The sequence below is a fragment of the Corallococcus sp. AB030 genome, assembly GCF_003668965.1.
Lineage (GTDB): Bacteria > Myxococcota > Myxococcia > Myxococcales > Myxococcaceae > Corallococcus > Corallococcus exiguus.
Map to the genome: position 1 here is coordinate 22,788 of NZ_RAWQ01000058.1, position 23,266 is coordinate 46,053.

Sequence of the window (23,266 nt, forward strand, 5' to 3'; positions counted from 1 at the left end):
ATGGGCCATGGCGGCGAGGGGGACTTCCGCTACAGTCCCCGGCGCCCCATGGACCTCACCCTCTTCGTCGTCGGACTCGTGAAGGTCGTCCTCGGCGGCCTCGTGGCCGCGCTCGGCATCGGCTTGAGCATGCGTGGCCTGAGCCGCCTGCTGGACAGCCACCCCGTGGAGGAGCTGCGCCAGGGCAACGTCGCCTCCGGGCTGGTGCACGCGACGAGCCTCGTGTCGCTGGGCCTGCTCGTGCAACACGCACTGAAGGCCACCAGCGACGCGGTGGACCTGGCGGTGCAGAACCCGCCCGTGTCCGCCGTCTCGGTGCTCCAGCTGATGGGCCTGGCGCTGGTGCACGTGGCGCTGTCGCTGGCGGTGGGCGTGGCGGTGCTCGCCCTGGGCGTGCGGCTGTTCGACAAGATGACGCCGGGCATCGAGGAGCTGGCGGAGGTGCGCAAGGGCAACATCGCCGCCGCGCTCCTCTTGTGCGCCTTCCTGCTGGTCATCGCGCTGCTCACCGCGCCGGGCCTCCAGGCCGCGCTCAACGGACTCATCCCCTTCCCGCAGCTGCCCACCGGCGTGCTGCGCGCGCCCGCCTGAAGCCGCCATGGCCGTGCGCTCGTGGAAGACGCTGCTGTCGCTGGTGCTGATGGGCGCGCTCATGGCCTTCGCCAGCTGGGAGCTCGTGCTGACCCGGAAGGCGGGCCGGCTTCCGGATCCGCCCCAGCCGCGAACGGAGGTTCCTCCGGCGGATCCGCAGGAGGCGATGCGGGATTTGGGCATCGTGCTGGTGCCGGAGGACACGCCGCTGGAGCGCGCGAAGTCCTATGACTGGCGCGTGGAAGGAATGGAGCCCGCCCGTCAGCAGCTGGCCTACGGACTGGGCGAAACGGTGGAGCGCGGGTTGGCGCAGGCCCACCGCGACTACAGCGTGCGACTGCGCTACCGAGCCATGGGCCCGGAGCGCTTCACCTACGTGGCGCCGCCGGGCTGCGGCACGGACATGCGCTGCATCTACGCGGAGCTGATGCGCAGCAACGCGGAGCCGGTGCGCGTGCTGGGCGAACGCTTCGCCACCTCCATCCGCGAGCGTGACCTGGACGCGGCGCAGGCCACCGAGCTCATCCTCGGCTTCGTGCGCCGCATCCGCTACGAGCTGCCCGGCGACGAGCCCTTCGGCATCGTCCCGCCGGGACTGGTGCCCGCGCAGGACCGGGGCGACTGCGATTCCAAGGCGGTGCTGGCGCTGATGCTGCTCAGGCAGGTGGGCGTGGACGCGGTGATGCTCTATTCGGACGCGCTCGCGCACGCGGCCATCGGCGTGGGACTGCCCGGCACCGGCACCCGCATCCCCTTCGGAGGGCGCGGGTACCAGTACGCGGAGCTCACCGCCGAAGGCTGGCCGCTGGGGATGATTCCGCCGCAGTACGACAAGCCGCAGCTGTGGCGGGTGCTGCCGCTGCCGGACGTGCAGGGCTGAGCGCCCCTGGCGAATCACAGCGAAAACAGCTATTCCTGCTCTATCCGGGATGCTCGCCGAGCGCGGGCATCCCCATACCCAAGCGGGGGCAGGCACATGGCGGCTTCACGGACGTGGATGATGGGCCTCACGGTGGCGCTGGCCAGCGGCTGTGGCCCGGCGACAGACGCGGAGTCTCCCGCGATGGCCGAGGCAGCGCAGGCGCTGGGCGCGTGCACGCACTCGGTGACGACGAACACGTACAACGGGCCGGACTACTGGGGCACGCTCGTCTTCAAGAACACGGGGACGGTGGCCATCGCCAACCCGGTCATCGCGCTCGACGTGCCTACGGGCGTGACGTGTGACGATGATCAACCCGGCTGGACGCACACGCAGTCGGGCCGCACGTGCACCTTCACGCGCACGTCGTCGCTGACGGTGGCCGTGAACGCGTCCTACACGTTCAACTACTCCTCCACCTCCAACACGTCCTTCACCGCGACCAACGTGAAGGTCCAGTCCGACAGCTGCGGCGGCACGTCCCCTGGCGGTTCCGGCCTCACCGCGAACCAGAAGAAGGTGGCCGAAGGGCTGACGAGCATCTGGGAGAACGACACGCCCACGATGGACTACGCCTATTCGGAGAACATCAACGACGGGCGCGGCTACACCAACGGGCGCGCGGGCTTCTGCACCGGCACGGGAGACGCCATCCAGGTGGTGCAGTGCTACCGGGCCCTGCGCACGGAGGCCAATGGCAACCGCCTGGCGAAGTACTGGAACGCGCTCACCGTCATCAACAACCGCTTCCTGTCCACCGGCCAATCCCAGGCGTCCACGTCGGAGCTGGACGCGGTGGGCAACTGGACCTCGGACTGGGCGGCCAGCTTCAACACCGCCGCCACCCAGGCGGACTTCAAGCAGTGCCAGGACCAGGTGAGCGACGCGCTCTATTACACGCCCACCCTCACCGAGGCCGCGAAGTGGGGCCTCACCCAGGCGCTCACCAAGGCCGCGCTCTACGACGCGTCCATCAACCACGGCTTCGACGGCATGAAGGACCTCATCCGCAAGGCCAACACGGCCCTGGGCAACAGCGGCCAGGTGGCGCCGGTGATTGGCTACAACGGCATCACGGAGACGGCGTGGCTCCAGAAGTTCCTGGAGAAGCGCCGCGACGTGCTGGCGGCGGACTCCACCTGGGTGGAGGCGGTGGACCGCGTGGCCGCGTACGAGAAGCAGCGCCGCGTGGGCAACTGGGACCTGGGCACCGCCCTGCGCAACGACGTGCGCGCCCGCGACTGCTGGGGGACCACCTACCCGGCGAGCGGCTATACCGTGCGCGCCATCAACCCGGATGGCACCTGGAGCACGCCGTCCTCGTACACGTACTCCTGCCAGTAGGCTGGACAGTCCGGCACACGGGCCGTGACGGCGGGCGCCCCGGGATGGCATGACCGGGGCATGGCCCGTGACGTTTCGTTCTTCGACAAGCTCGGCTCGCTGCTCGCCCAGGAGCGCGAGGCCGAAAAGGCCCGTATGACTTCGCTCGCGCAAGGGCTCACCCTGCGCGAGCGTGAAGAGCAGGGCCTGTCCGTGCTGGACCTGGAGACCGTCGAGGAGGAGGTGGGCCTGGGTGGCCGCATCCTCCTCACGCTCGCCCGCGCGGACCGGGGGAAGCTGCCCACGCGCGTGTCCAACGGCGACCTGGTGGCGGTGCTGCCCCGCCGCGCGGAGGTGAAGGACCCGGCGAAGGCGCTCGTGTCGCGCGCCACCTCCACGCGCATCCAGCTGGCCTTCGACCGCGAGCCGCCCGCCTACCTGTCCGAAGGACTCCTGCGCCTGGACGTCGTCCCCAACGACGTCACCTACGAGCGCGTGCGCGCGGGCCTCCAGCGCGTGAAGGCGATGGACAAGGGCCAGGAGCGCCACAAGCGCGAGGTGCTGCTGGGCAACGAGCCCCCGCGCTTCGACAACACCAAGGACTTCACCCCCACCCGCCCGCTCAACCCGGAGCAGCAGGACGCCGCGAAGCGCGCGCTCGCCGCGGAGGACTTCTTCCTGATCCACGGCCCGCCCGGCACCGGCAAGTCCACCGTGCTGGCGGAGGTCGCGGCCCAGGCCGTCGCGCGCGGCGAGCGACTGTTGTGCACGGCGGCCAGCAACGCCGCGGTGGACCACCTGTTGGAGCTGTGCCTGGAACAGGGCCTGCGCGCCATCCGCGTGGGCCACCCCGCGCGCGTCGCCGCCCGCTTGCAGGAGCACACGCTGGACATCGTGGTGGAGGAGCACCCGGACCGCGTCGTCAGCCGCGACCTGTTCGATGAGGCCTTCGACCTCTTCGGCTACGCGCGGCGCCAGCGCAACCAGGGCCGCAGCCGTGAGCGCTTCTCCAACGCCCGCTCGTCCACCTCCGAAGCCAAGGACCTGATGGACGAGGCGCGCAAGCTGGAGAAGAAGGCCGTGAGGGCCGTGCTCGCTCGCGCGGACGTGGTGTGCGTGACGCTCGCGAGCCTGGGCTCCGGAGTGCTCGCGGGCGAGGAGTTCGACCGCGCGCTCCTGGATGAAGCCACCCAGGCCACCGAGCCGCTGGCCCTGCTGGGCTTCCTGCGCGCGCCCAAGGTGGTGCTCGCCGGAGACCCGCAGCAGCTGCCGCCCACCGTGCTGTCACAGGAGGCCTCCAAGGCGGGCCTGGGCACGAGCCTCTTCGAGCGCCTGCTCAAGGACCACGGCGACGAGGTGAAGCGCATGCTGCGCGAGCAGTACCGGATGAACGCCGCCATCATGGCCTTCCCCTCCCAGGAGATGTACGGCGGCGAGCTGCGCGCCCACCCGTCCGTGGCGGACCGCACGCTGTCCGGGGTGCTCAACGCAGGCGCGGAGGTGGACGCACCGCCCGTGCTCTACCTGGACACCGCGGGCAAGGGCTTCGACGAAGAGGTGGAGCCCACCACGCACTCCCTCCTCAACCCGGGCGAGGCCACCTACGTCATCGCCCGCGTGCGCCAGTTGCTGGCATTGGGCCTGGCTCCGCGCGAGGTCGCCGTCATCGCCCCGTACAGCGCCCAGGCCCGCCACCTGCGCGAGGCATTGGAGGCCGTGCACCCGGAGGTGGAGGTGGACACCGTGGACGCGTTCCAGGGGAGGGAGAAGGACGCCATCCTGGTGAGCATGACCCGCTCCAACAGTGAGGGGCAGCTGGGCTTCCTCAACGACCTGCGCCGCATGAACGTGGCCCTCACCCGCGCCCGCCGGCACCTGTTCGTCGTGGGCGACTCCGCCACCCTCAGCAGCCACCCCTTCTACGCGCGCTTCATCGAAGGCACCCAGACGGACGGCGGCTACCGCTCGGCGTGGGAGTGGCCGGACCCCGCTGACCCATGATTGTCATCCCAATGACTGACGCCTGCCCTGGGGGACTACGCAAGGAGTGCGACCCGGGCGCCCGAAATTTGTCGCCTCGCTGAACGAATTTTGTCACCTGCTCGGCCTCCGGGCGTGGGAGACGGCCGGAAATCAGGCATTTGGCTCCATCCATGGGGTCGGCACGAAGGATGCTTTCTCTTCTCCAAACGGAGGGAATGCATGTCTCAAGCGCCTGTGGTGACCAAGGAGAATGACGTCTGGGTGATTCGGATCGACCGGCCCAACGGCAAGACCCAGGAGTACCGCTGCGCCACGGAGAGCCAGGCCCGGCAGCTGGCCATGGTGCTCGGCAAGCCGGACACCGGCGGCCCGCCGCGCCCAGCGGCGTCGTCGTCCAGCACCGTCGCGTAGGGTCGCCAGCACCCGGGGGGACGGAGTAAGGCGTGGAGGCACGAGGTGACACCCGTGCCCGCCGCCGCATTCGAATCCCTCACCGTCGACGCAGAAGGGCTGCCGCTGCACGTGCGGCAGCGTGGCCCCCAGGGCGCCCCCGCCGTGCTGATGCTTCACGGGTGGCTGGACCATTCCCACAGCTTTGATCCGCTCTGCGAGCACCTGCCCGAAGCCTGGCGCACGGTGCTGCTCGACTTTCGCGGCATGGGCGAGAGCGGCCACGCGGGCCCCGGCGCCGCGTACCACTTCAGCGACCACCTGCTGGACATCGAGGCCACCCTGGACGGGCTGGCCCTGCCGCCGGTGCACCTGGTGGGGCACTCGCTGGGCGGCATCGTCGCGCTCGCGTACGCCGCCGCGCGCCCGGAGCGCGTCAGGAGCCTGACCCTCATCGAAAGCCTGGGGCCTTCCGGTGGTCCGCCCACGGGCGCGGTGCAGCGGCTGCGCGGCTTCCTGGACGACGCGCGCCGGCCCCCCAACCGCAAGCGCTACCCCACCGTGGAGGCCGCCGCGGAGCGCCTGCGTCAGGCGAACCCCACCCTCTCCCCGGACGCGGCGCTGCTCTTCGCCCGCCATGGCACCCGGCGCACGCCGGAGGGCGACTTCGCCTTCACCTTCGACCCACGCCACCGCCGCCGCTTCGGCCAGGGCTACGACGAGGCCCAGTGGCTGGCGCTGGAGGCCGCCGTCACCTGCCCCGTGCAGCTGTTGCGCGGCACGGAAGGCCTGTCCCCCGCCCCGGAGCTGCTGGAGGGGCGATTGGCCGCCCTGCGCACGCTGGCCGGTCCGCCTCGCCTCTTCGAAGGCGGCCACCACGTGCACCTGGAGCAGCCCGCAGCCATCGCCGCCGCGATCGCGGCCTTCATCGCCGCGAACGCGGGCGTCCCGGTGCCCGAAGCGTCGGGTTCATGACCTGAAAAGTTGGGGGTGCTCCTTGGCAAAGGGTCAGGAAAAACCTTTCACCCTCCAGGGCACCCCTGTTCCCTCCAGCGCTCACTTGGTCGCCGGAGCATCCGCCAAGTCCCTGATTTTCCGGGCCTCCTGAGCAACCTCCACGCGCGGCACGGGTCTTGATTAGGGGAAGCCCGAGATGGATCACGTGTCCCGGGCATCCGTGTGCGAGTGGTGGGGAAGGGTGGGGAGCGGACAATGGTGATGGGGTGGAGGGGTCGGGTCGTCCTGCTGGCGTCATTGGTGGCGGGGACGATGGCGTGTCACGAGGAGGACCAGACGCGCGGGGTGAAGGCCACGGCGGTGCTGGACGTGGACGCGCTCGACTTCGGCGAGGTGCCGGTGGGCGAGTGGCGTGAGAAGGAGGTCCGCATCCGCAACATCGGCTACGTGCCGTTCTCCGCGCTGGAGGCGTTGGGGATTGGCAACAACCCGTCCTACCAGGTGGAGTTGACGGACGGCGGAGGCCGCGTGCCGCCGGGCGAGTCGCACGTCGTCAAGGTGCGCTTCCACCCGATGGCCGAAGGGCCGGTGGAGGAGACGCTGCGCGTGACGACGGACGCCAACGTGGGCGCCCTCCAGCAGCTGCCTGTCATGGGCCTGGGCACGCCCACGCGCATCGGCGTCAACCCGCCGGTGCTGGACTACGAGACGCTGGAGGTGGACAGCGACCGCACGCTGGAGGTCACCGTCACCAACCCGGTGGACCTGCCGCTGACCCTGAAGGTCGCGGGCGAGAGCGCGGATCCGTTCACCGCGGACACCATCACCGTGCCGCCCAACAGCACGCAGGTGGTGAAGACGAAGTACCTGCCCCGTGCGCTGGGGCAGATGGGCGCGCGGCTGGAGGTCGTCTCCTGCGAGACGTGCACCCCGTCCGTGGTGGACCTGAAGGGCAACTCCGTGGCGAGCGCCTTCGTGTTCGACCCGGCGCCCGTGCCCTTCGACGAGATTCCGGTGCACGAGCGCACCGAGTCCTTCACCCGCGCGCGCAACATCACCTGGCGCCCGGTGACCATCTCCGCGCTGGCCACCAGCGACCGGGCCTTCTCGCCGCTGTCCAAGCCGGAGGGCGCCACGGTGCAGCCGAACGAGGTGGTGGAGATGCGCATGGAGTTCGCCGCGCGCTTCTCCGGCCCCAACGTGGGCAACCTCACCGTGGCGTACGCGTCCGACAAGGCGCGTGAGTCGCGCGTGATGCTGGACGCGCGCGGTGGCCGGCCCACGCTGGCCGTGGCCCCGGTGGCGCTGGACTTCGGCGAGCTACCGGTGGGCGGCAAGGTGGAGCAGGTCATCCGCATCACCAACGCCGGCAGCAACGGCCCCCTCACCTTCACCGGCGTGCGCGCGGATGGCGACGCGGTGCAGTTCGACGTGGCCACGCCCACGCGCGGCACGCAGAACTACCCCTGGAAGGCCGGCACCTGGCCCGCGCTGGAGTCCAACGGTCTGCAGATCGACCCGGGCGACGACGCGCTGGAGCTGAAGGTCTACTTCGAGCCCAAGAACGAGGGCACCTTCACCGCCACGCTCTACGTGCAGTCCAACGACTTGTTCACGCCGGAGCGCGCCATCACGCTGACGGGCCGCGCCCGCACGTCCGGCCCCTGCGTGTACGAACTGCTGCCGCAGCCGTCGCTGGAGTTCGCCAACGTGGTGCCGGGCCGCGGCGCGGTGCTGGGCTTCTACTTCCGCAACCCGGGCCGGGCCGAGTGCGCCATCAAGAACGTGCACCTGTCCAATGACGGCGGCGGCGTGTTCACCATGCCGGGCGGTCCCATCACGGGCGGCGTGGTGCTCTACGACACGGCCTTCAGCTCCATGATCGCCTTCCGCGCGCCCACCACGGGCGGCGAGTTCAACGGCGAGCTGATGCTCACCGTCAACAACCCGGCCCACCCCACGGTGACGCTGCCCATCCACGCGGTGTCCAACCCGTCGTGCCTGGTGGCCACGCCGTCCTTCGTGGACTTCGGGCCCATCCGCTACGACTGCCCGGCGAAGCCGCGCAAGACGTTCCTGTCCAACCGCTGCAGCGAGCCGCTCACCGTGTCGGACGCCATCATCGGCAACGGCACGTCCAAGCAGTTCTCCCTGCTCACGCCGGTGACGGCGCCCATCACGCTCCAGCCCGGCGAGGGCTTCGAGATGGAGGTGGACTACGCCCGCAACGTGCTGGGCCAGCACTACAGCCCGCTGTACTTCCAGACGGACACGGAGGCGAACCGCTTCCTCGTCCCGATGCTGGCGGAGACCAACCACGAGGGCATCCAGGTGGACCGCTTCACGCAGGGCACCGACAGCCAGCTGGACGTGCTCTTCGTGGTCTCCAACACCACCACCATGGAGACGTACCAGCAGCGCCTGCGCAACGCGGTCCCCGGGTGGCTCGCGCGTGCGAAGGAGCTGAACGTGGACGTGCGCGTGGGCGTCACCAGCACGGGCCTGGTGCAGCGCCAGGGGCTGTGCGGCGGCGGCGCCAACGGCGGTGAGGCCGGCCGGCTCTTCCCGGTGGACGGCAGCCGCGCCCGCGTGGTGTCCGGCAACAGCGCCAACGCGGCGGCCACCATCCAGTCCAACCTGGAGGTCGGCCTGTGCCACAACCTGGTGCAGGGCCTGGAGACGATGCGCCAGGGCCTGTCCGCTCCGCTGTCCGAGCAGGCCGACGACGTCCGCACCCCGCAGCCCAACGACGGCAACCTGGGCTTCACCCGCGCTGCCGCCCGCATGGCGGTGGTGGTGCTGGCGGACGAGGACGACCACTCCGGCTTCGGACCGGACAGCTACATCCAGTTCCTCCAGACGCTGAAGGGCACGGGCATGTCCCAGCGCAGCAACCTGCACGCGCTCGTCCCCAACGGGACGTCCTGCTCCACCGCGGGCTCCAGCGCGGACCGCTTCGCAGCGGTGGCCCAGGGCACGGGCGGCTCCGTGGGCTCCATCTGCGAGGGCGACTACCGCGGGTTCCTGGACCCCATCATCCAGCAGGCCGGTGAGCCGCAGGCGGACTTCCACCTCACCGCGACGCCGGATGGCACCGCGGAGATGAGCGTGCGCGTGAACGGCCGCACGCTGGGTGCGGATCAGTGGACCTACGACCCGGTCCGCAACGCGGTCATCTTCGCGGCGGGCTCCGTGCCCACCCCGGGGCAGTCCGTGGAGATCCGCTACCGCAGCATCTGCGCCGCCACGCCCTAGGTTGACGGGTTCGTGACGCAGCGCGGCCGGGCCGGTCCCACAGGGGGGCCGGCCCGGTTCGCGTTTTTTTGCGGAAGCCCGGGCTTTTGAGATCCGCGCTGACGCGGCTATCGTCACGGCCGGAGTGGAAACGTTCGGCCGCTATGAATTGCTGCGCAAGCTGGCCACCGGCGGCATGGGGGCCGTCTATCTGGCCCGGCAGAAGGGGCCCGTAGGGTTCCAGAAGCTGCTGGTGGTGAAGCGGCTGTTGCCCCACCTGTCGGAGGACGACGAGTTCCTCCAGATGTTCCTGGACGAGGCGCGCATCGCGGCGCTGCTCAACCACCCCAACATCGCGCAGATCTACGAGATGGGGGACGTGGACGGGCAGTACTACATCGCCATGGAGTACGTGCACGGCGAGCCGCTGGGCTCACTGGTGCCCCGCGCGTCGGCGCACCCGGGCGGGTTTCCGCTGGGCCTGCGATGCCGGATCATCGCGGAGGCGGCGGCGGGCCTGGATGCCGCGCACAACGCGCGCAGCCCGTCCGGCCGGAAGCTGTCGCTCATCCACCGGGACGTGTCGCCGCAGAACGTGCTGGTGGGCTTCAACGGCGGCGTGAAGCTCATCGACTTCGGCGTGGCGAAGGCGCAGGGCAAGCTGTCGCAGACGGTGGTGGGCACCATCAAGGGCAAGCACGCGTACATGTCCCCGGAGCAGGCGCGGGGTGAGCCACTGGATGCGCGCTCGGACGTGTTCGGCCTGGGGACGGTGTTCTACGAGCTGCTGACCGGCGGCCGCCTGTTCAAGCGCGAGACGGAGATGGCCACGCTCAAGGCCGTCGTGGGGCACAAGATCGTCCCGCCGTCGGAAGCGGTGCCTGGGATTCCGAAGTCGTTGGACCCCATCGTCTTCAAGGCGTTGGCGCGCAAGCGCGACGACCGGTTCACCACGGCGGGCGAGCTGCAGCTGGCGCTGGAGGAGTTCCTCCAGCAGGAGAAGCTGCACGGCACCAGCGCGCACCTGGCGGCGTTCATGCGGGACGTGTACTCGGACGAACTGGAGGAGGAGCGCTTCGCGGCCGAGCCAACGATGATCTACTTCGACCCGCGCCTGATGGCCCGGCCGGGCAGTGCCGCGCCCGCGAAGCCACCGGCCTCCGGGACGACGTCGTCCTCGGGCAAGGCGCAGGCCCCCGCGAAGACGCCGCCGCGCGCGCCAGAGCCGTCGGTGAGCCAGTCGTCGACGAAGGCCGCCGCGTCCCCGGAGGACTCCGGAGTGGGGCCCACCGCGGAGCGGACGTCGCGCACGAAGGAGAACTCCGGCCTGAGCCGCCCGGAGGCCCGGCCCGTGAAGACGCGGGAGAACACGGGCGTGAGCCTCGCGGACACGCGGCCCCTGCATGACGAGGACGCGCGCCGTCCCACCGCGAAGCACGAAGCCATGCGCGGCGAGGCTCGCGCCTCCACCGGTAAGTTCGATGCCGTGCGCGAGGACGCGAGTCCGGCTCGCGCCCCCACCGCGAAGCACGAAGCCGTGCGCGAGGACGCGGGTCCGGCTCGCGCCTCCACCGCGAAGCACGAAGCCGTGCGTGGTGAAGACACGGGCTCGGCTCGCGCCTCCACCGTGAAGCCCGAGGCCGTGCGCGCGGAGACCGGCCGGTCCTCCACCGCCCAGTTCGGCGCCGTGCGCGCGGATGGCTCGAAGCCGACCCGTACGCCCGAGGGTTCCACGGGAAGCCGTTCCGCGGCGAAGCCCGTGAAGGCCTCCGGGGATGCGACGGGGAGCCGCTCCGCCGCGAAGGCCGTGCGTGCGTCGGAGGACTCCGTTGGAGCCAAGGTGCCCTCGAAGACAGGACGCACCGAAGGCTCCGTGTCCTCCGCCCGCCGCCCCGTGCGCGGCAACGGGCCCGACTCCGACAAGTAGGACCCAAGGAGCGCTGCGACTGGTTGCCTCGGGCTCCGCTCGAAGCGAGCCCACGGGTCCCGCGAGCGACGCGGACCTCGCGGCGCCGGAACCGCGCTCGGCTACAGGCTCGCCAGGGCCACGCGGTACAGCGCGCGGTAGCCCATGCGCGGCGCCACTTCGAAGCGGTCCGCGTTGAAGATGTCGCGCAGCAGCGCCTGCCCGTCCGGCGTGGACTGCAACCCCAGGAGCGCCGTCTCCAGCGCGGTCACCAGCGGCGCGGGCAGCCCCATGGCCACCGGCACGCCGTCGTTGGGGGCTTCATCCGTGTACGCCAGGAGCTCGAACTTCGCGCCCATGCCCGGCCCCAGCACGTCCTCCACGCCCGTGGTGAACGTGAGCCCCGTGGAGGACGGCGGACAGAAGACGCTCGTCACCTGCGCCCTGCCCTCCAGCACCGCCTCCAGCGCGCCCTGGTACGAGCCCGTGAACTGCTGCGACACGAACGCGCGCGACGGCTCCAGCCCCTGCGTCTTCAGGAACGCGCTGGGCAGCAGGTAGCCCGCCACCGAATCGCGGTCCACCCACGCCGCCGAGGCGCCCTTCAGCTTCTCCAGCGTCAGCCCGGAGCCCGCCCGCCCCACCAGCGCGGAGCGGTAGCTGGACATGCCCCGGCGCACCCCGCGCGTCAGCACCCGCACGCCCATGGCCTCCATGCGCGCGCACACGAAGGGCGGCGCCCAGGCCGCGTCCGCTCGCCCGGACAAGAGGTCCTTGGCCAGCGTCTCGTAGCTGGTGGCGACGTTCACCTCCACCAGCTTGCCCAACGCGCGCTGCAGGAACGACGCGAGCCGTTCCGCACGCTCGCGCGCCGTCTCGCTGCCCAAGGACGGCGGCAGGCCGAAACGGAAGGAGTGGCGCGAACCAGAGGGAACTTGCGGGGTCATACAATTCCCTGCTTACCCCTGCTGGTCCAACCGCGCCACTTCATCGTCCGCAAGACCGAACGTTGCCTGGAGCAGATCCAGGATCCGCTGCTCCGCGGTGCTCGTCCGCCCGGACGCATGGGCGATCTTCGTGGCCAGCTGGTAGGCCTTCACCCGCTGGGAGTGCGTGGCCAGCCCGTGCGCCAGGACATGAAGCCGCTGCGGCAGCCCGTCCGTGGCCAGCGCCGCCACGGACTCGCTCACGAAGCCCTGCGCCCGCTCCGGGCTCACGTTCTGGAAGAGCGGATCCGCCGCGAAGCTCTCCACCATCGCGCGCGCCTCCGCCTCCTTCAGCTGGCCGTCCGCCGCCAGCACCAGGACCATCACCTCCGCGAACAGCCGCTCCAGGGGCTCGCCCAGCGCCTCCGACAGGCTGCCCCCCTGTTCGATGACGTCGATGATCTGCGCGACCTCGTCCTCGGAGATGCCCAGCGCCGCCTGGAACGTCTTCAGCAGCCCCAGCTCCGAGCGGGTGGCCCGCTGATCCGCCAGCGCCACCGCCGCCGCCAGGCCGAAGGCCAGCATCCGGTTCTTGTGGTCCGGCAGCCGCCGGCGCAGCGAGGAGAGGACGTCCTCCAGGTTGCGCGCCTCCGCCAGCCGCACGGCGCTGGTCTCCACCAGCAGGTTCAGTTCACCGGACTGCGTGCCCTCGAACTCCGGGCGCTCCAGCACTCGTGCCAGCAACGTCTGCATCTCGCGCTGGGACACGCTGCCGTCCGCCATCGCGGCCAGCAACATGGCTTCCACCAGCGCCGCGTTGCGCTCCTTGCGCGCCTTTACTGCCTGCTCTCGAGCCATGGACTGGCGCTCCCTTGCGTGTCGGTGGTGGGGGGGGTGACCGCGGGCCCGTCTTCCGTCGCGTTCAGCGGGTCCGGGTTCAGCGTCTTGTCCAAGAGGTGCGTGGGCCGCACGTTCGACATCGCGTTGAGCAGGCTCTGTCGGACGTTGGGGATCTCCTTGCCCAGGTCCTCCACCAGCTTCTGCATCCGCTTGCGCTGCAGGTTCTCCTGCGACCCGCACAGGTCACAGGGGATGATGGGGAACTGCTTCGCTTCCGCGAACTGGATGATCTCCTTCTCCGGCGCGTAGCACAGCGGCCGGATGACCACGTTGCGGCCGTCGTCGCTCTTCAAGAGCGGCGGCATCGCCTTGAGGCTCCCGGCGAAGAACATGTTCAGGAGCATCGTGTGGATGAGGTCGTCGCGGTGGTGGCCCAGGGCAATCTTGTTGCAGCCCAGGTGCACGGCGGCGTTGTAGAGGATGCCCCGGCGCAGGCGTGAGCACACCGAGCACTGCGTCTTCCCGGGAGGGGTCTTCTCCAGGACGATGCTGTAGGTGTCCTCCTTCAGCATCTTGTAGGCGTAGCCCTCCTTCTGGAAGTAACCCTCCAGGATGTGCCCGGGGAAGCCCGGGTGGCCCTGGTCCAGGTTCACTGCCAGCAAGTCGAACTTCACGGGGGCTCGCCGCTGCAGCTCTCGCAGCAGGTGGAGCATCGTGTAGGAGTCCTTGCCTCCCGACACGCCCACCATGATGCGGTCCCCGGCCTCGATGAGGCGGAAGTCCGCGATGGCCCGGCCCATGTGGCCAAGCAGGCTCTTTTCAAGACGTTGGGCGTCGTTCATCGGCGGGGCCATCCTAGCGGCGGTTCGGGAAAAAACACGTCAAAGGGGCGGGCCGGTCCGCTAGCCTGCTCCCCGCGATGCCGACCTTCCCTCAGGGTGCCTTGGATGTGGTGGACCGCGCGGGCGAGGAAGCCGCCACGCGAATGCTGGAGGCCGCGCCGGAAGTGGCGGTGGACCTGGAGGCGGACGCCATGCACGCCTTCCGCGCCCGCCTGTGCTTCCTCCAGCTGGGCACCGACACGGACATCTTCCTCTTCGACACGCTCCAGCCGGGCGTGGATCCGCGCCTGCTCTCTCCCATGATGGAGGACCCCAGGCGCACCAAGTACTTCCACGCCGCCCAGGGCGACCTGCAGTTCCTGGCGGAAGCAGGCGTGCGCGTGCGCGGCCTCTTCGACACGCACCGCGCGGTGACGCTCCTGGGGTGGCCCAAGGTGGGCCTGGCGGACCTGGCGCGCGAGCGGCTGGGCGTCGAGCTGCCGAAGGAGCACCAGCAGTCCGACTTCTCCCTGCGTCCCCTGCCCCCGGGCATGCGCGACTACATCGCCAACGACGTGCGCTACCTCTGTGAGCTGGGCCGCCAGGTGCGCGACGCGTGCCGTGAGGCGGACATCCTGGAGGAGGTGCTGCTGGACTGCGAGCGCATGTGCGCGGAGGCCGAGGCCCGGCCGGAGACGGGCGCCGAGTACAAACCCAAGCTGTCCAAGAGCGGCCTGAGCACGACGCAGTACGCGCTCGCGCATGCCATCGCGCAGGAGCTGCACAAGCTGCGGCTGGAGTGGGCGGAGAAGGACAACGTGCCCATGGGCCGCATGCTGTCCAACATGGCCATCACCGACCTGGCCCTGAAGCAGCCGGACACGCACAAGGACCTGGCGCGCGCGGCCGGCGTGCGGGGCGCGGTGGTGCGCGCGCACGGCGACGACATCCTCGCCCTCATCCGCGACCAGCAGCAGAAGGCCTCCCGGGGCGAACTGGACCTGGACAAGGAACCCAAGGGTCCGCGCGACCCCCACCGGCGCAAGCGCGAGGACGCGCTCAAGGCGTTCCGTGTCGAGCAGGCCACGGCGCGCAAGGTGACGCCCAGCGTGGTGCTCACCAATCCGCTCATGGACGCGCTGGCGTCGAAGCCTCCCGCGGACGTCGCGGAGCTCTCGCAGCTGCCGTACTTCGGGGAAAAACGGATCAAGCTGTATGGCGACAAGCTGATCGCGTTGCTCAAGCCCTTTCCGGTGCCAGGCAGCTGACGTTCACCACGACGAAGAGGCAACTGCTGTACGCTTCGGCCGAATCGTGCGCGGCGCTTCTGCATCCCTTGCCGGCTCGCTGTCCATGACCCCGGAACGCAGGTGTTCAGGCCTCATCTGCGGCTCCGGTGCTGGTTGCGAGAACGGCGTCCGTGCGTACCTTTGACGCCGCACAGAGGGAGGGCGTGGTCATGTTGGGAGCCAGGACAGGCGGGGCGCGGATCGAGGTCTCCCGGTGCATCGCCGCGAGCCTGAAGTGCCAGACGGCCTGCGAGGCGGGCATGGCACGTCTGAGGGCCCAGGGCGTCGCGGCGGATGACGACGCGGTGCGCCTGCTGCGCCAGTGCGCGGAGCTGTGCGAGCTCAACGTGCGCGCGCTCCAGAAGGAGAGCCGCCTGTCGCGCCGCACCGCCAGCCTGTGCTTCGAACTGGGCAGCCAGGTGGCCCGCGCCGCGTGGCTGGAGGCGCAGGACCCGGACGCGCACGCGCTCGCGAGGGACGCGCTGCACCTGGCGCGCGCGTGCCGCCCGCTGGTGTTCGCGGCCTGAGGCTCTAGAGCTTGATGCCGTACAGCGCGCCGTACTTCGCGCGCAGGTACTGGAGGAAGTCCCGGTCCGTGAGCCCCTCGCCGGTGATGGCTCGCACCTGCTCCTCCGCGGGCAGCCGGAAGCCGTGCGAGTGCAGGTTCGTGCGCAGCCACCCCAGCAGTGACGACGTGTCGCCCCGCGCGAGGTCCGCCTCCAGCGACGGCAGCGCCCGGTTCGCGGCGGTGTACAGCGAGGCCGCGTACAGGTTGCCCAGCGAGTACGTGGGGAAGTAGCCCAGCTCACCCCAGGCCCAGTGGATGTCCTGGAGCACGCCCTGCGTGTCGTCCGGGGGAGTCATCCCCAGGTAGCGCCGCATGCGCTCGTTCCACGCGGACGGCAGCTCCGACACGGGCAGTTCGTCGCGCAGCATCGCCAGCTCCAGCTCGTAGCGCAGGGCGATGTGCAGGTTGTACGTCACCTCGTCCGCCTCCACGCGGATGAGCGACGGCACCACGTGGTTGATGCCCGCGTGGAAGCCGTCCAGGTCCACGTCCGCCAGCGCCTCCGGGAAGGACTCCTTCAGCGCGGGGAAGTGGCTCACCCAGAAGGAGCGGCCGCGGCCCACCAGGTTCTCCCACAGGCGGGACTGGGACTCGTGCAGGCCCATGGAGGGCACGGACGCCAGCGGCGTGCGGTGGTGCTCCGGGGAGAAGCCCTGCTCGTACAGGCCGTGGCCCGCCTCGTGGAGCGTGCCGAAGAGGGCGGCCGGCGGCCACACCGGATCCAGGCGCGTGGTGAGGCGCACGTCCTGCGCGTGCACGCTGTTGGTGAAGGGGTGGATGCTCACGTCCTGGCGGCCCGACTCCAGGTCGAAGCCCACGGCCTTGAGCAGCCGCATCGTGAACTGCCACTGCTGGCCGGTGTCGTAGGTGCGGCCGGAGAGGAACGCGGGGAAGGCCCGCTTCTGCTCGCCGAGCGCGGCCACCATGGGGATGAGCGCCTCACGCAGCGCGGTGAGCACCGGCGTCAGTCGCTTCACGCGCATGCCGGGCTCGAAGCCTTCCAGCAGTGCGTCGTAGCGCTCTCCGTCGTGGCCCTGCGCGTCCGCCTGCTCACGGCGCAAGGCCAGCAGCGCCTCCAGCGCGGGCTGGAAACGCTCGAAGCGCTTCGTGGTGCGCGCCTCGCGCCAGGCCTGGAGGCCCTCGCCCTGGGCCTCCGCCAGCGCGGTCACCAGCCGGGCGGGCAGGCGCACCGCGCGGTCGCGCTCCCGGGTGAGGACTCGCACCATGGCGCGCTCGTCGGGCGTGAGGGCCTCGAAGTCCTGGCCCCCTTCCCCGGCGCGGGCCAGGGCCTCTCCCAGGCGCGGATCCACCAGCCGCTCGTGGTGGATGGCCTGGACGGTGGCCATCTGCTGGGCGCGGGCGGTGGCCGCCTTGGAGGGCAGGTAGACTTCCCGGTCCCAGGAAGCCAGGTTGATGACGCTGTTCAGGTCGTTCAGCTCATGCATCCGTGCGCGCAGCCAGGAGTCCATGGCCTGTGTTTCTAGCGCGCTTCCAGGGTATGAGGACGCCCGCGATGGCCAACATCCTCCAATTCTTCATGGCACCCGACGACGAGGTCGCCTTCTTCCGTCACCTGGAGCGACACGTCCTGGAGGTCTACCCCCGGCGCGTGCCGCCGGACTGGGTACCCTTCCGGGCCAACCCGGACAACATCTCGCGCCTGCCGGAGGAGGACCTCTACCTGGTGGCCAGCGAGATTGGCCCCGCCATGGTGGACAAGGTGAAGCGCGGCCCGGACAAGGGCTTCTGGCGCATCGACGAGGTGCGCTCGCCCGTCATCTTCATCGAGCGCTCGCGCCGCAACGAAGAGGGCGAGCTGCTCAGCGGGAAGATGTGGGTGGAGCTGGAGGTGACGTCCCAGACGGGCCGCCGCGACGCCGCCCCGGACAAGTTCCGCCGCCTCTACATGGAGGTGGAGGAGTTCGTGAAGAAGACCTTCCGCCGGGGTGACCCGAAGGACTTCTTCGTGGGCAACCGCGCCGCGCGCCTCTGCAAGGAGGGCCTGGTGCTGCGCGACTCCGCCTTCCGAGGCGGCACGGTGGTGCCGCACAAGTAAGCCGCTGCCGGGCCGGGGGGTGTCCCCGGCCCTGGAGCCGACCTAGCTGCCGGTCGCGGACGACGCGGACTGGCGCAGGAGCGGGGCCTCGGAGACGAACTTCAGCTCCGGGTGCTTGTCCTCGGCGTGCTGGAGCGCCCAGTCGTCGCGGAAGAGCACCAGGGGCAGCCCGTCGCGGTCCTGCACCGTCTGGCGGTTGCCTTCCCAGTCGAACGACTTCGGGTCGAAGTTCTGGCCCACCACCCACCGGGCGTGGCTGAAGGGCAGCCGGTCCAGGGCGATCTTCGCGCCGTATTCATGTTCCAGGCGGTACTGGAGCACTTCGAACTGGAGCGCGCCCACCACGCCGACGATGGGGTCCTTCATGCCCATGGCCAGCTGCTGGAAGATCTGCACCGTGCCCTCTTCGGACAGCTGCTCCAGGCCCTTCTCCATCTGCTTGCGGCGCAGCGGATCCTTGGAGCGCACCACCGCGAAGAACTCCGGGCTGAAGCGCGGCACGCCTTCGAACAACACGTCCTGCGCGCCCTCCGCCAGCGAGTCACCGATGCGGTACTGCCCCGGGTCGAACAGGCCGATGACGTCCCCCGGCCACGCGTCTTCAATGGACGTGCGCTCGGCGGCGAGGAACTGGCTGGGCTTCGCGAGCCGCACCTCCTTGCCCAGGCGCGAGTGGAAGGCGTTCATGCCCTTCACGTAGCGGCCGGACACCACGCGCATGAACGCGATGCGGTCGCGGTGCGCGGGGTCCATGTTCGCTTGAATCTTGAAGACGAAGCCCGCGAACTTCGGGTTCGTGGGCTCGCGCGGGCCCTGCGTGGTGGGGCGCGACGTGGGCGCGGGCGCCAGGTCCAGGAACGCGTCCAGGAAGGGCCGCACGCCGAAGTTGGTCATCGCGCTGCCGAAGAACATGGGCGACAGCTGCCCCACGTCCGACTTCTCGCGCGTGAACTCGTCCCCGCCGATGTCCAGGAGCTCGATGTCCTCCTGGAGCTTCGCCAGCTCGTTCTCCGTGAGCACCGTCTTGATTTCAGGCGAGTCGATGGACACCGAGCGCTCCGCCACTTCCGACTCGCCGTGCGAGCCCTCCGTGGAGAACACGTGCACCACGCGCGCCTGCCGGTCGTAGACGCCCCGGAACTCCGGCCCCATGCCAATGGGCCAGTTCATGGGGTACGAGCGGATGCCGAGCACCTGCTCCAGCTCGTTCATCAGCTCCAGCGGTTCGCGGCCGTAGCGGTCCAGCTTGTTGACGAAGGTGAAGATGGGGATGCCGCGCAGGCGGCACACCTTGAAGAGCTTCTTCGTCTGGGGCTCCACGCCCTTCGCCGCGTCGATGAGCATCACCGCCGCGTCGGCGGCGGACAGCGTGCGGTAGGTGTCCTCGGAGAAGTCCTGGTGGCCCGGGGTGTCCAGCAGGTTCACCGCGTGGTCGCGGTAGCTGAACTGGAGCACGGACGAGGTGACGGAGATGCCGCGCTCCTTCTCCAGCTCCATCCAGTCGCTGGTCGCGTGCCGCCGCGCCTTCTTGGCCTTCACGCTGCCGGCCAGATGGATGGCGCCGCCGTACAGCAGCAGCTTCTCCGTCAGGGTTGTCTTTCCCGCGTCGGGGTGGGAGATGATGGCGAAGGTCCGTCGCCGGGCGACCTCCCTCTCGAGCTCATTGGCCATGATCCGAGGCCAACTATCACGGGCGGTCGTTCCTTGCAGCTGTGCAAGCAGCGCCTGGAGGTCCGGCCGGGCTCCGGCCCTCCGGGGCAGCCCTCCCTCAGGCCCACATCGGAGCACGCCATGCAGCGCATCCTCCATGCCACCGGCACCCCCTGGGAGCCCCGGGTGGGCTACTCGCGGGCGGTGCGCACGGGCCCCTTCGTGTCCGTCTCCGGCACCACCGCCACGGACGCGGACGGCCAGCTCGTGGGTGAAGGGGACGCATACCGGCAGGCGGCCCAGGCGCTCGCCAACATCCGCGCCGCCCTGGAGGCGGTGGGGGCCCGGGTGGAGGACGTGGTGCGCACGCGCATGTACGTCACCGACATCTCCCGCTGGGAGGACATTGGCCGCGCCCACGGCGAGGTGTTCGCGGCCATCCGCCCCGCCACCTCCATGGTGGAGGTGAAGGCGCTCATCGACCCGCGGATGCTGGTGGAAATCGAAGCGGACGCGGTGGTGGCATCCGCCCTACCCTGACGGCCCAGACCTCCAGGAGCAGGACATGACCATCACCATCACGGCCTTTGAACGCTCGCCGGATCGCGGCAGGGGACTGGCTCGGGACATGCGGGTGCGCTGGGCGCTGGAAGAGGTGGGCCAGCCCTACGACGTCCGCCTGCTGTCGTTCGAGGCCATGAAGCAGCCCGCGCACAAGGCGCTGCATCCGTTCGGTCAGATTCCAACCTACGAGGAGGGCGAGCTCGCCCTGTTCGAGTCCGGCGCGATTGTCTTCCACATCGCGGATCGCCATGCCGGCCTGCTGCCGGAAGATGCGAATGGCCGCGCTCGCGCAGTCGGGTGGATGTTCGCGTCGCTCAACACGGTCGAGCCGCCCATCTTCGACCGCAGCCTGGTGATGATTCTCGAGCGAGACCAGCCCTGGTACGAGCATCGCCTGCGCGCGCTGGACGACCTCATCCGGAAGCGGTTGGACGACCTCTCCGCGCACCTCGGCGCCGCCGACTGGCTCGACGGCGCCTTCAGCGCGGCCGACCTCCTCATGGTGACGGTCCTGCGCAGGGCGCAGGGGTCGGGCATTGTCGACGCGTATCCGAACCTCGCCGCCTATATCGCCCGCGCCGAAGCGCGCCCGGCCTACCAGCGCGCGTTCGCCGCGCAACTGGCGGTGTTCAACGCCGCCACTCCGACCGGGTGACGGCCGCCTGGTTTCGCCGAGCGGGCCGCCCTGGGCTCAGAAGTCGGGGGTGACGTCGGTGGGCACGTCGTCCGGCGCGCCGGGGTTGCCGGGCTCGGGCGTCACGGCGTCGCCGGTGCCCTCCGGGGGCGTCACGTCGCCGCGAAGCTCCACCGCGGGGCAGGCCTGGAAGCTGCCCACGCGGCTGCCGGCCACCTCCGTGCAGTTCGCCGGGCTGCCCGAGTCCGAGCACTGCAGGAGGACACGGTAGACCTCCTTCTCCTGCGAGTCCCAGCAGGCGCTGCCCACGTAGTAGGTGTTCGCAGCGATGTCGCCGCCCCAGGCGCGCACGTCCACGCGGCCACCGGAGCCGGGGATGTGGCGCACGGAGGAGAGCACCTTCTCCTTCGCGGAGGTCGCGGTGCCGGGCAGGTTGTACGGGCCGAGCACGCGCACGCGGGTGACGCCGGTGGCTTCAATCTTGTGTCCCACGAAGGCGCCGGTGACGGCCTCGTGCGTGGCGGGGTTCGGGGTGAAGCTGGCCAGCCGGTACGCCAGCGACTTGCTGCCCTTGCCGAAGTGGGCGAACGACATCATCAGCTTGCCCTGGCCCGCGTAGGCCGGGGCCACCGCCTTGAGGTTGTCCAGGGAGATGGCCAGCGTGCCCCGGCCGCGGTGCGCGTCACCACTGCGCTTGAGCGCGCCCGCGGCGATGAGCTTGTAGGCGACGTCGTCCTTGCTGTTCAGCGGACGGGCCTCCAGCTTCCACTGGTAGCGCCCGCCCGTGCCCTCGCGGATGGAGAGCGTGAAGGTGGCGTTGGCGCGGTCGGTGGGGCCGTACACCAGCACCTCACCGGGCTGCTCGTTGGCGGACTGCTTCGCCAGGTCCGCGATGGGCACCAGCACCTGCCGGAGCGTGTCGTTGAGCGCCTTCACCTCCAGGCGGGCGCCCTCCAGCATCGCGGCGCCCTGCCCGTCGAGCGAGGCCTCCACCTGCATCAGGTCCTGGGCCACGAGCGCGGCGCCGTCCTGCGCGAGCGCGCTCGTGTTGATCTCCAGCGACGTGCCCGCGAAGTCCGGCAGGGACGCCACCGCCTCCTGATCATCCACCCCGCCGCACGCCGTCGAAAGCACCAGTGCCGCACCCACCGCCAACGTCTTGTTCCAGCGCATCGTCATCCTCCAGGTCGAATAGGTTCGCATGACTGCCTGCTGTTCCTTCCAACCCGGTGGACCCGGCGCGGTTGCGGGGCGGGGAATTTTCCCTGTGGGCGGCCGCCATGTGCGCGTGTGTCGGCTCACGGGGTGGCCGCCCTCCCGGGGAGCCCCTACCTTTCAGGGACCATGGGCGTCGAATGGAAGAGCAACATCGACATCGCGGACGCGCTGGAGCGGGTGGCGGACCTGCTGGAAACGCAGGACGCGATGCCCTTCCGGATAGGGGCCTACCGCAAGGCGGCGGCGACCATCGCGAACTGGCCGGACTCTGTCGCGCAGGTGCTGGCGGCGGAGGGAGAGGCGGGCCTGCGGGCGTTGCCCGGCGTGGGAAAGAGCATCGCGGCGACGGTCGCGGAGCTGGTGCGCACGGGGCACGTGGGGCTGCTCGATCGGCTGGAGGGTGAAGCGTCCCCCGAGGGCCTGCTCGCCAGCGTGCCCGGCATCGGACCGGAGCTGGCGAAGCGCATCCATGAAGCGTTGGACATCACCACGCTGGAGGCGCTGGAGCTGGCCGCGCACGACGGGCGTCTGGAACGGGTGGAGGGATTCGGGCCCCGGCGCACGGAGCAGGTGCGCGAGGTGCTGGCGGCGCGGCTGGGGCGCAACCGGCGCGAGCGCGAGCGGGGACGGGAGCACGGGCGAGAGGACGGGCCGCGGCCCACCGTGGCGCTGCTGCTGCGGGTGGACGCGGACTACCGGCGGAGAGCGGAGGACGGGGAGCTGCGTCGCATCGCGCCCAAGCGCTTCAATCCATCCGGCGAGGCCTGGCTGCCGGTGCTGCGCGAGCACGTGGACGACTGGAACTTCCGCGCGCTGTTCTCCAACACCGCGCTGGCGCACCAGCAGAACGCCACGGATGACTGGGTGGTCCTCTACTACGACCAGGGCGACGTGGAAGGTCAGTGCACGGTGGTGACCTCCCACGCCGGCCCGCTCAATGGCAGACGCGTGGTGCGCGGGCGCGAGGACGAATGCCTCGCGTACTACGCCCGCGGGGGCGCGGCGCACGAAGCACCGCACGCGGGGGCCTGAACACGGGGCAGGCGGCAGCGCATGAGCCCGCCCCGTGTGCCTCGGCTCAAGGCGCCGGTGTGTACACGTCGACAGCGGAGCGCGCGCCGCCGCTTCCACTGCCGCCCGCGACCAGCACGCGCCCGGAGGGCAGCAGGGCCAGACCGTGGTGCGTGTTGCGCGTGGACTGGATGCCCGCGGGCGTCCACGCGTTCATCGCGACGTCATACACCTCCGAGGAGTCGAGCACGCCCAACCCCGAGCCGCCCTCCCCTGTCACCACCAGCACTCGGCCCGTGGCCAGCGCCGTGGCGTGCGGCAGGTAGCGCGGCATGTTCATGGACGCCACGGTCTTCCAGGTGCCTTGCGCGACGTCGTACAGC

General features: G+C 70.4%; 20 protein-coding genes and 1 pseudogene. 14 read left to right on the top strand and 7 right to left on the bottom strand.

Translation table 11 applies throughout. From position 1 onward, the window contains the following. The 8 genes from D7Y15_RS16180 to D7Y15_RS46575 all read left to right on the top strand — a co-directional run bounded on the left by D7Y15_RS16180 (nt 1) and on the right by D7Y15_RS46575 (nt 11,327). A complete protein-coding gene (locus D7Y15_RS16180; RefSeq protein WP_233597272.1) occupies nt 1-591 on the top strand; it encodes a DUF350 domain-containing protein in 591 nt (196 codons plus the stop codon). A 7-nt stretch (nt 592-598) separates the two neighbouring features. Beyond that, nucleotides 599-1,471 carry a hypothetical protein gene (locus D7Y15_RS16185; RefSeq protein ID WP_120579343.1) on the top strand — a complete coding sequence of 291 codons (873 nt, stop codon included), beginning with the start codon at nt 599-601 and terminating at the stop codon, nt 1,469-1,471. Nucleotides 1,472-1,567: 96 nt separating this feature from the next. Then, on the top strand, nt 1,568-2,857 hold the full coding sequence (locus tag D7Y15_RS16190) for a chitosanase (protein ID WP_120579344.1): 1,290 nt from the start codon (nt 1,568-1,570) through the stop codon (nt 2,855-2,857). A 60-nt stretch (nt 2,858-2,917) separates the two neighbouring features. Further along, nucleotides 2,918-4,837 carry an AAA domain-containing protein gene (locus D7Y15_RS16195; protein ID WP_121753144.1) on the top strand — a complete coding sequence of 640 codons (1,920 nt, stop codon included), beginning with the start codon at nt 2,918-2,920 and terminating at the stop codon, nt 4,835-4,837. Nucleotides 4,838-5,038: 201 nt separating this feature from the next. Continuing rightward, nucleotides 5,039-5,230, top strand: coding sequence for a hypothetical protein (locus D7Y15_RS16200; protein WP_120579346.1), 192 nt, complete (start codon nt 5,039-5,041; stop codon nt 5,228-5,230). Nucleotides 5,231-5,284: 54 nt separating this feature from the next. Next, nucleotides 5,285-6,184, top strand: a complete 900-nt coding sequence (locus D7Y15_RS16205; protein WP_120579347.1) for an alpha/beta fold hydrolase — start codon at nt 5,285-5,287, stop codon at nt 6,182-6,184. A gap of 237 nt (nt 6,185-6,421) precedes the next feature. Continuing rightward, nucleotides 6,422-9,421: a choice-of-anchor D domain-containing protein gene (locus D7Y15_RS16210; RefSeq protein WP_121753145.1), complete on the top strand. Its 3,000-nt coding sequence runs from the start codon at nt 6,422-6,424 to the stop codon at nt 9,419-9,421. 124 nt (nt 9,422-9,545) lie between these two features. After that, entirely contained in the window at nt 9,546-11,327 is a 1,782-nt protein-coding gene (locus tag D7Y15_RS46575) for a serine/threonine protein kinase (protein WP_304988681.1), read from the top strand. A 101-nt stretch (nt 11,328-11,428) separates the two neighbouring features. Here the strand turns inward: D7Y15_RS46575 and D7Y15_RS16220 are convergent, their stop codons facing one another. Genes D7Y15_RS16220 through ttcA form a run of 3 tightly spaced genes read right to left on the bottom strand, consistent with a single transcriptional unit; the run spans nt 11,429 to nt 13,926 of the window. Next, a complete protein-coding gene (locus D7Y15_RS16220) occupies nt 11,429-12,253 on the bottom strand; it encodes a phosphate/phosphite/phosphonate ABC transporter substrate-binding protein (protein ID WP_121753146.1) in 825 nt (274 codons plus the stop codon). Between the two features lie 12 nt (nt 12,254-12,265). Further along, the gene (locus tag D7Y15_RS16225; RefSeq protein WP_120567382.1) at nt 12,266-13,090 is read right to left on the bottom strand and encodes a tellurite resistance TerB family protein; all 825 of its coding nucleotides are present in this window, start codon (nt 13,088-13,090) and stop codon (nt 12,266-12,268) included. Next, nucleotides 13,069-13,926, bottom strand: a complete 858-nt coding sequence (gene ttcA, locus D7Y15_RS16230; RefSeq protein WP_120577483.1) for a tRNA 2-thiocytidine(32) synthetase TtcA — start codon at nt 13,924-13,926, stop codon at nt 13,069-13,071. Before ttcA ends, D7Y15_RS16225 begins: the two co-directional genes overlap by 22 nt. A gap of 65 nt (nt 13,927-13,991) precedes the next feature. Between ttcA and D7Y15_RS16235 the strand changes: the two genes are divergently transcribed. Then, nucleotides 13,992-15,161 (top strand): ribonuclease D, encoded by a 1,170-nt coding sequence (locus D7Y15_RS16235; protein WP_121753147.1) that lies wholly within the window; start codon nt 13,992-13,994, stop codon nt 15,159-15,161. Nucleotides 15,162-15,352: 191 nt separating this feature from the next. After that, a complete protein-coding gene (locus D7Y15_RS16240) occupies nt 15,353-15,709 on the top strand; it encodes a hypothetical protein (protein ID WP_120577485.1) in 357 nt (118 codons plus the stop codon). Between the two features lie 4 nt (nt 15,710-15,713). On the opposite strand, the gene D7Y15_RS16245 is transcribed toward D7Y15_RS16240, so the two are convergent. Continuing rightward, the gene (locus tag D7Y15_RS16245) at nt 15,714-17,219 is read right to left on the bottom strand and encodes a carboxypeptidase M32 (protein ID WP_121753148.1); all 1,506 of its coding nucleotides are present in this window, start codon (nt 17,217-17,219) and stop codon (nt 15,714-15,716) included. 44 nt (nt 17,220-17,263) lie between these two features. Between D7Y15_RS16245 and D7Y15_RS16250 the strand changes: the two genes are divergently transcribed. Then, the gene (locus tag D7Y15_RS16250; protein ID WP_120577487.1) at nt 17,264-17,806 is read left to right on the top strand and encodes a hypothetical protein; all 543 of its coding nucleotides are present in this window, start codon (nt 17,264-17,266) and stop codon (nt 17,804-17,806) included. Between the two features lie 42 nt (nt 17,807-17,848). Here D7Y15_RS16250 and D7Y15_RS16255 read toward each other — a convergent pair whose 3' ends face one another. Next, nucleotides 17,849-19,477, bottom strand: a complete 1,629-nt coding sequence (locus D7Y15_RS16255) for a peptide chain release factor 3 (protein ID WP_121753149.1) — start codon at nt 19,475-19,477, stop codon at nt 17,849-17,851. A 120-nt stretch (nt 19,478-19,597) separates the two neighbouring features. Between D7Y15_RS16255 and D7Y15_RS16260 the strand changes: the two genes are divergently transcribed. Beyond that, nucleotides 19,598-19,996 carry a RidA family protein gene (locus D7Y15_RS16260; protein WP_121753151.1) on the top strand — a complete coding sequence of 133 codons (399 nt, stop codon included), beginning with the start codon at nt 19,598-19,600 and terminating at the stop codon, nt 19,994-19,996. Nucleotides 19,997-20,021: 25 nt separating this feature from the next. After that, nucleotides 20,022-20,675 (top strand): glutathione S-transferase family protein, encoded by a 654-nt coding sequence (locus tag D7Y15_RS16265; RefSeq protein WP_120577504.1) that lies wholly within the window; start codon nt 20,022-20,024, stop codon nt 20,673-20,675. Nucleotides 20,676-20,711: 36 nt separating this feature from the next. Here the strand turns inward: D7Y15_RS16265 and D7Y15_RS16270 are convergent, their stop codons facing one another. Continuing rightward, nucleotides 20,712-21,857 (bottom strand): hypothetical protein, encoded by a 1,146-nt coding sequence (locus tag D7Y15_RS16270; protein ID WP_148712782.1) that lies wholly within the window; start codon nt 21,855-21,857, stop codon nt 20,712-20,714. A 141-nt stretch (nt 21,858-21,998) separates the two neighbouring features. On the opposite strand from D7Y15_RS16270, the gene D7Y15_RS46580 reads away from it, so the two are divergent. Then, nucleotides 21,999-22,904 carry a helix-hairpin-helix domain-containing protein gene (locus D7Y15_RS46580; protein ID WP_121753150.1) on the top strand — a complete coding sequence of 302 codons (906 nt, stop codon included), beginning with the start codon at nt 21,999-22,001 and terminating at the stop codon, nt 22,902-22,904. Between the two features lie 46 nt (nt 22,905-22,950). On the opposite strand, the pseudogene D7Y15_RS16280 reads toward D7Y15_RS46580, so the two are convergent. Then, nucleotides 22,951-23,266, bottom strand: a pseudogene (locus D7Y15_RS16280) (kelch-like protein); the annotation flags it as partial.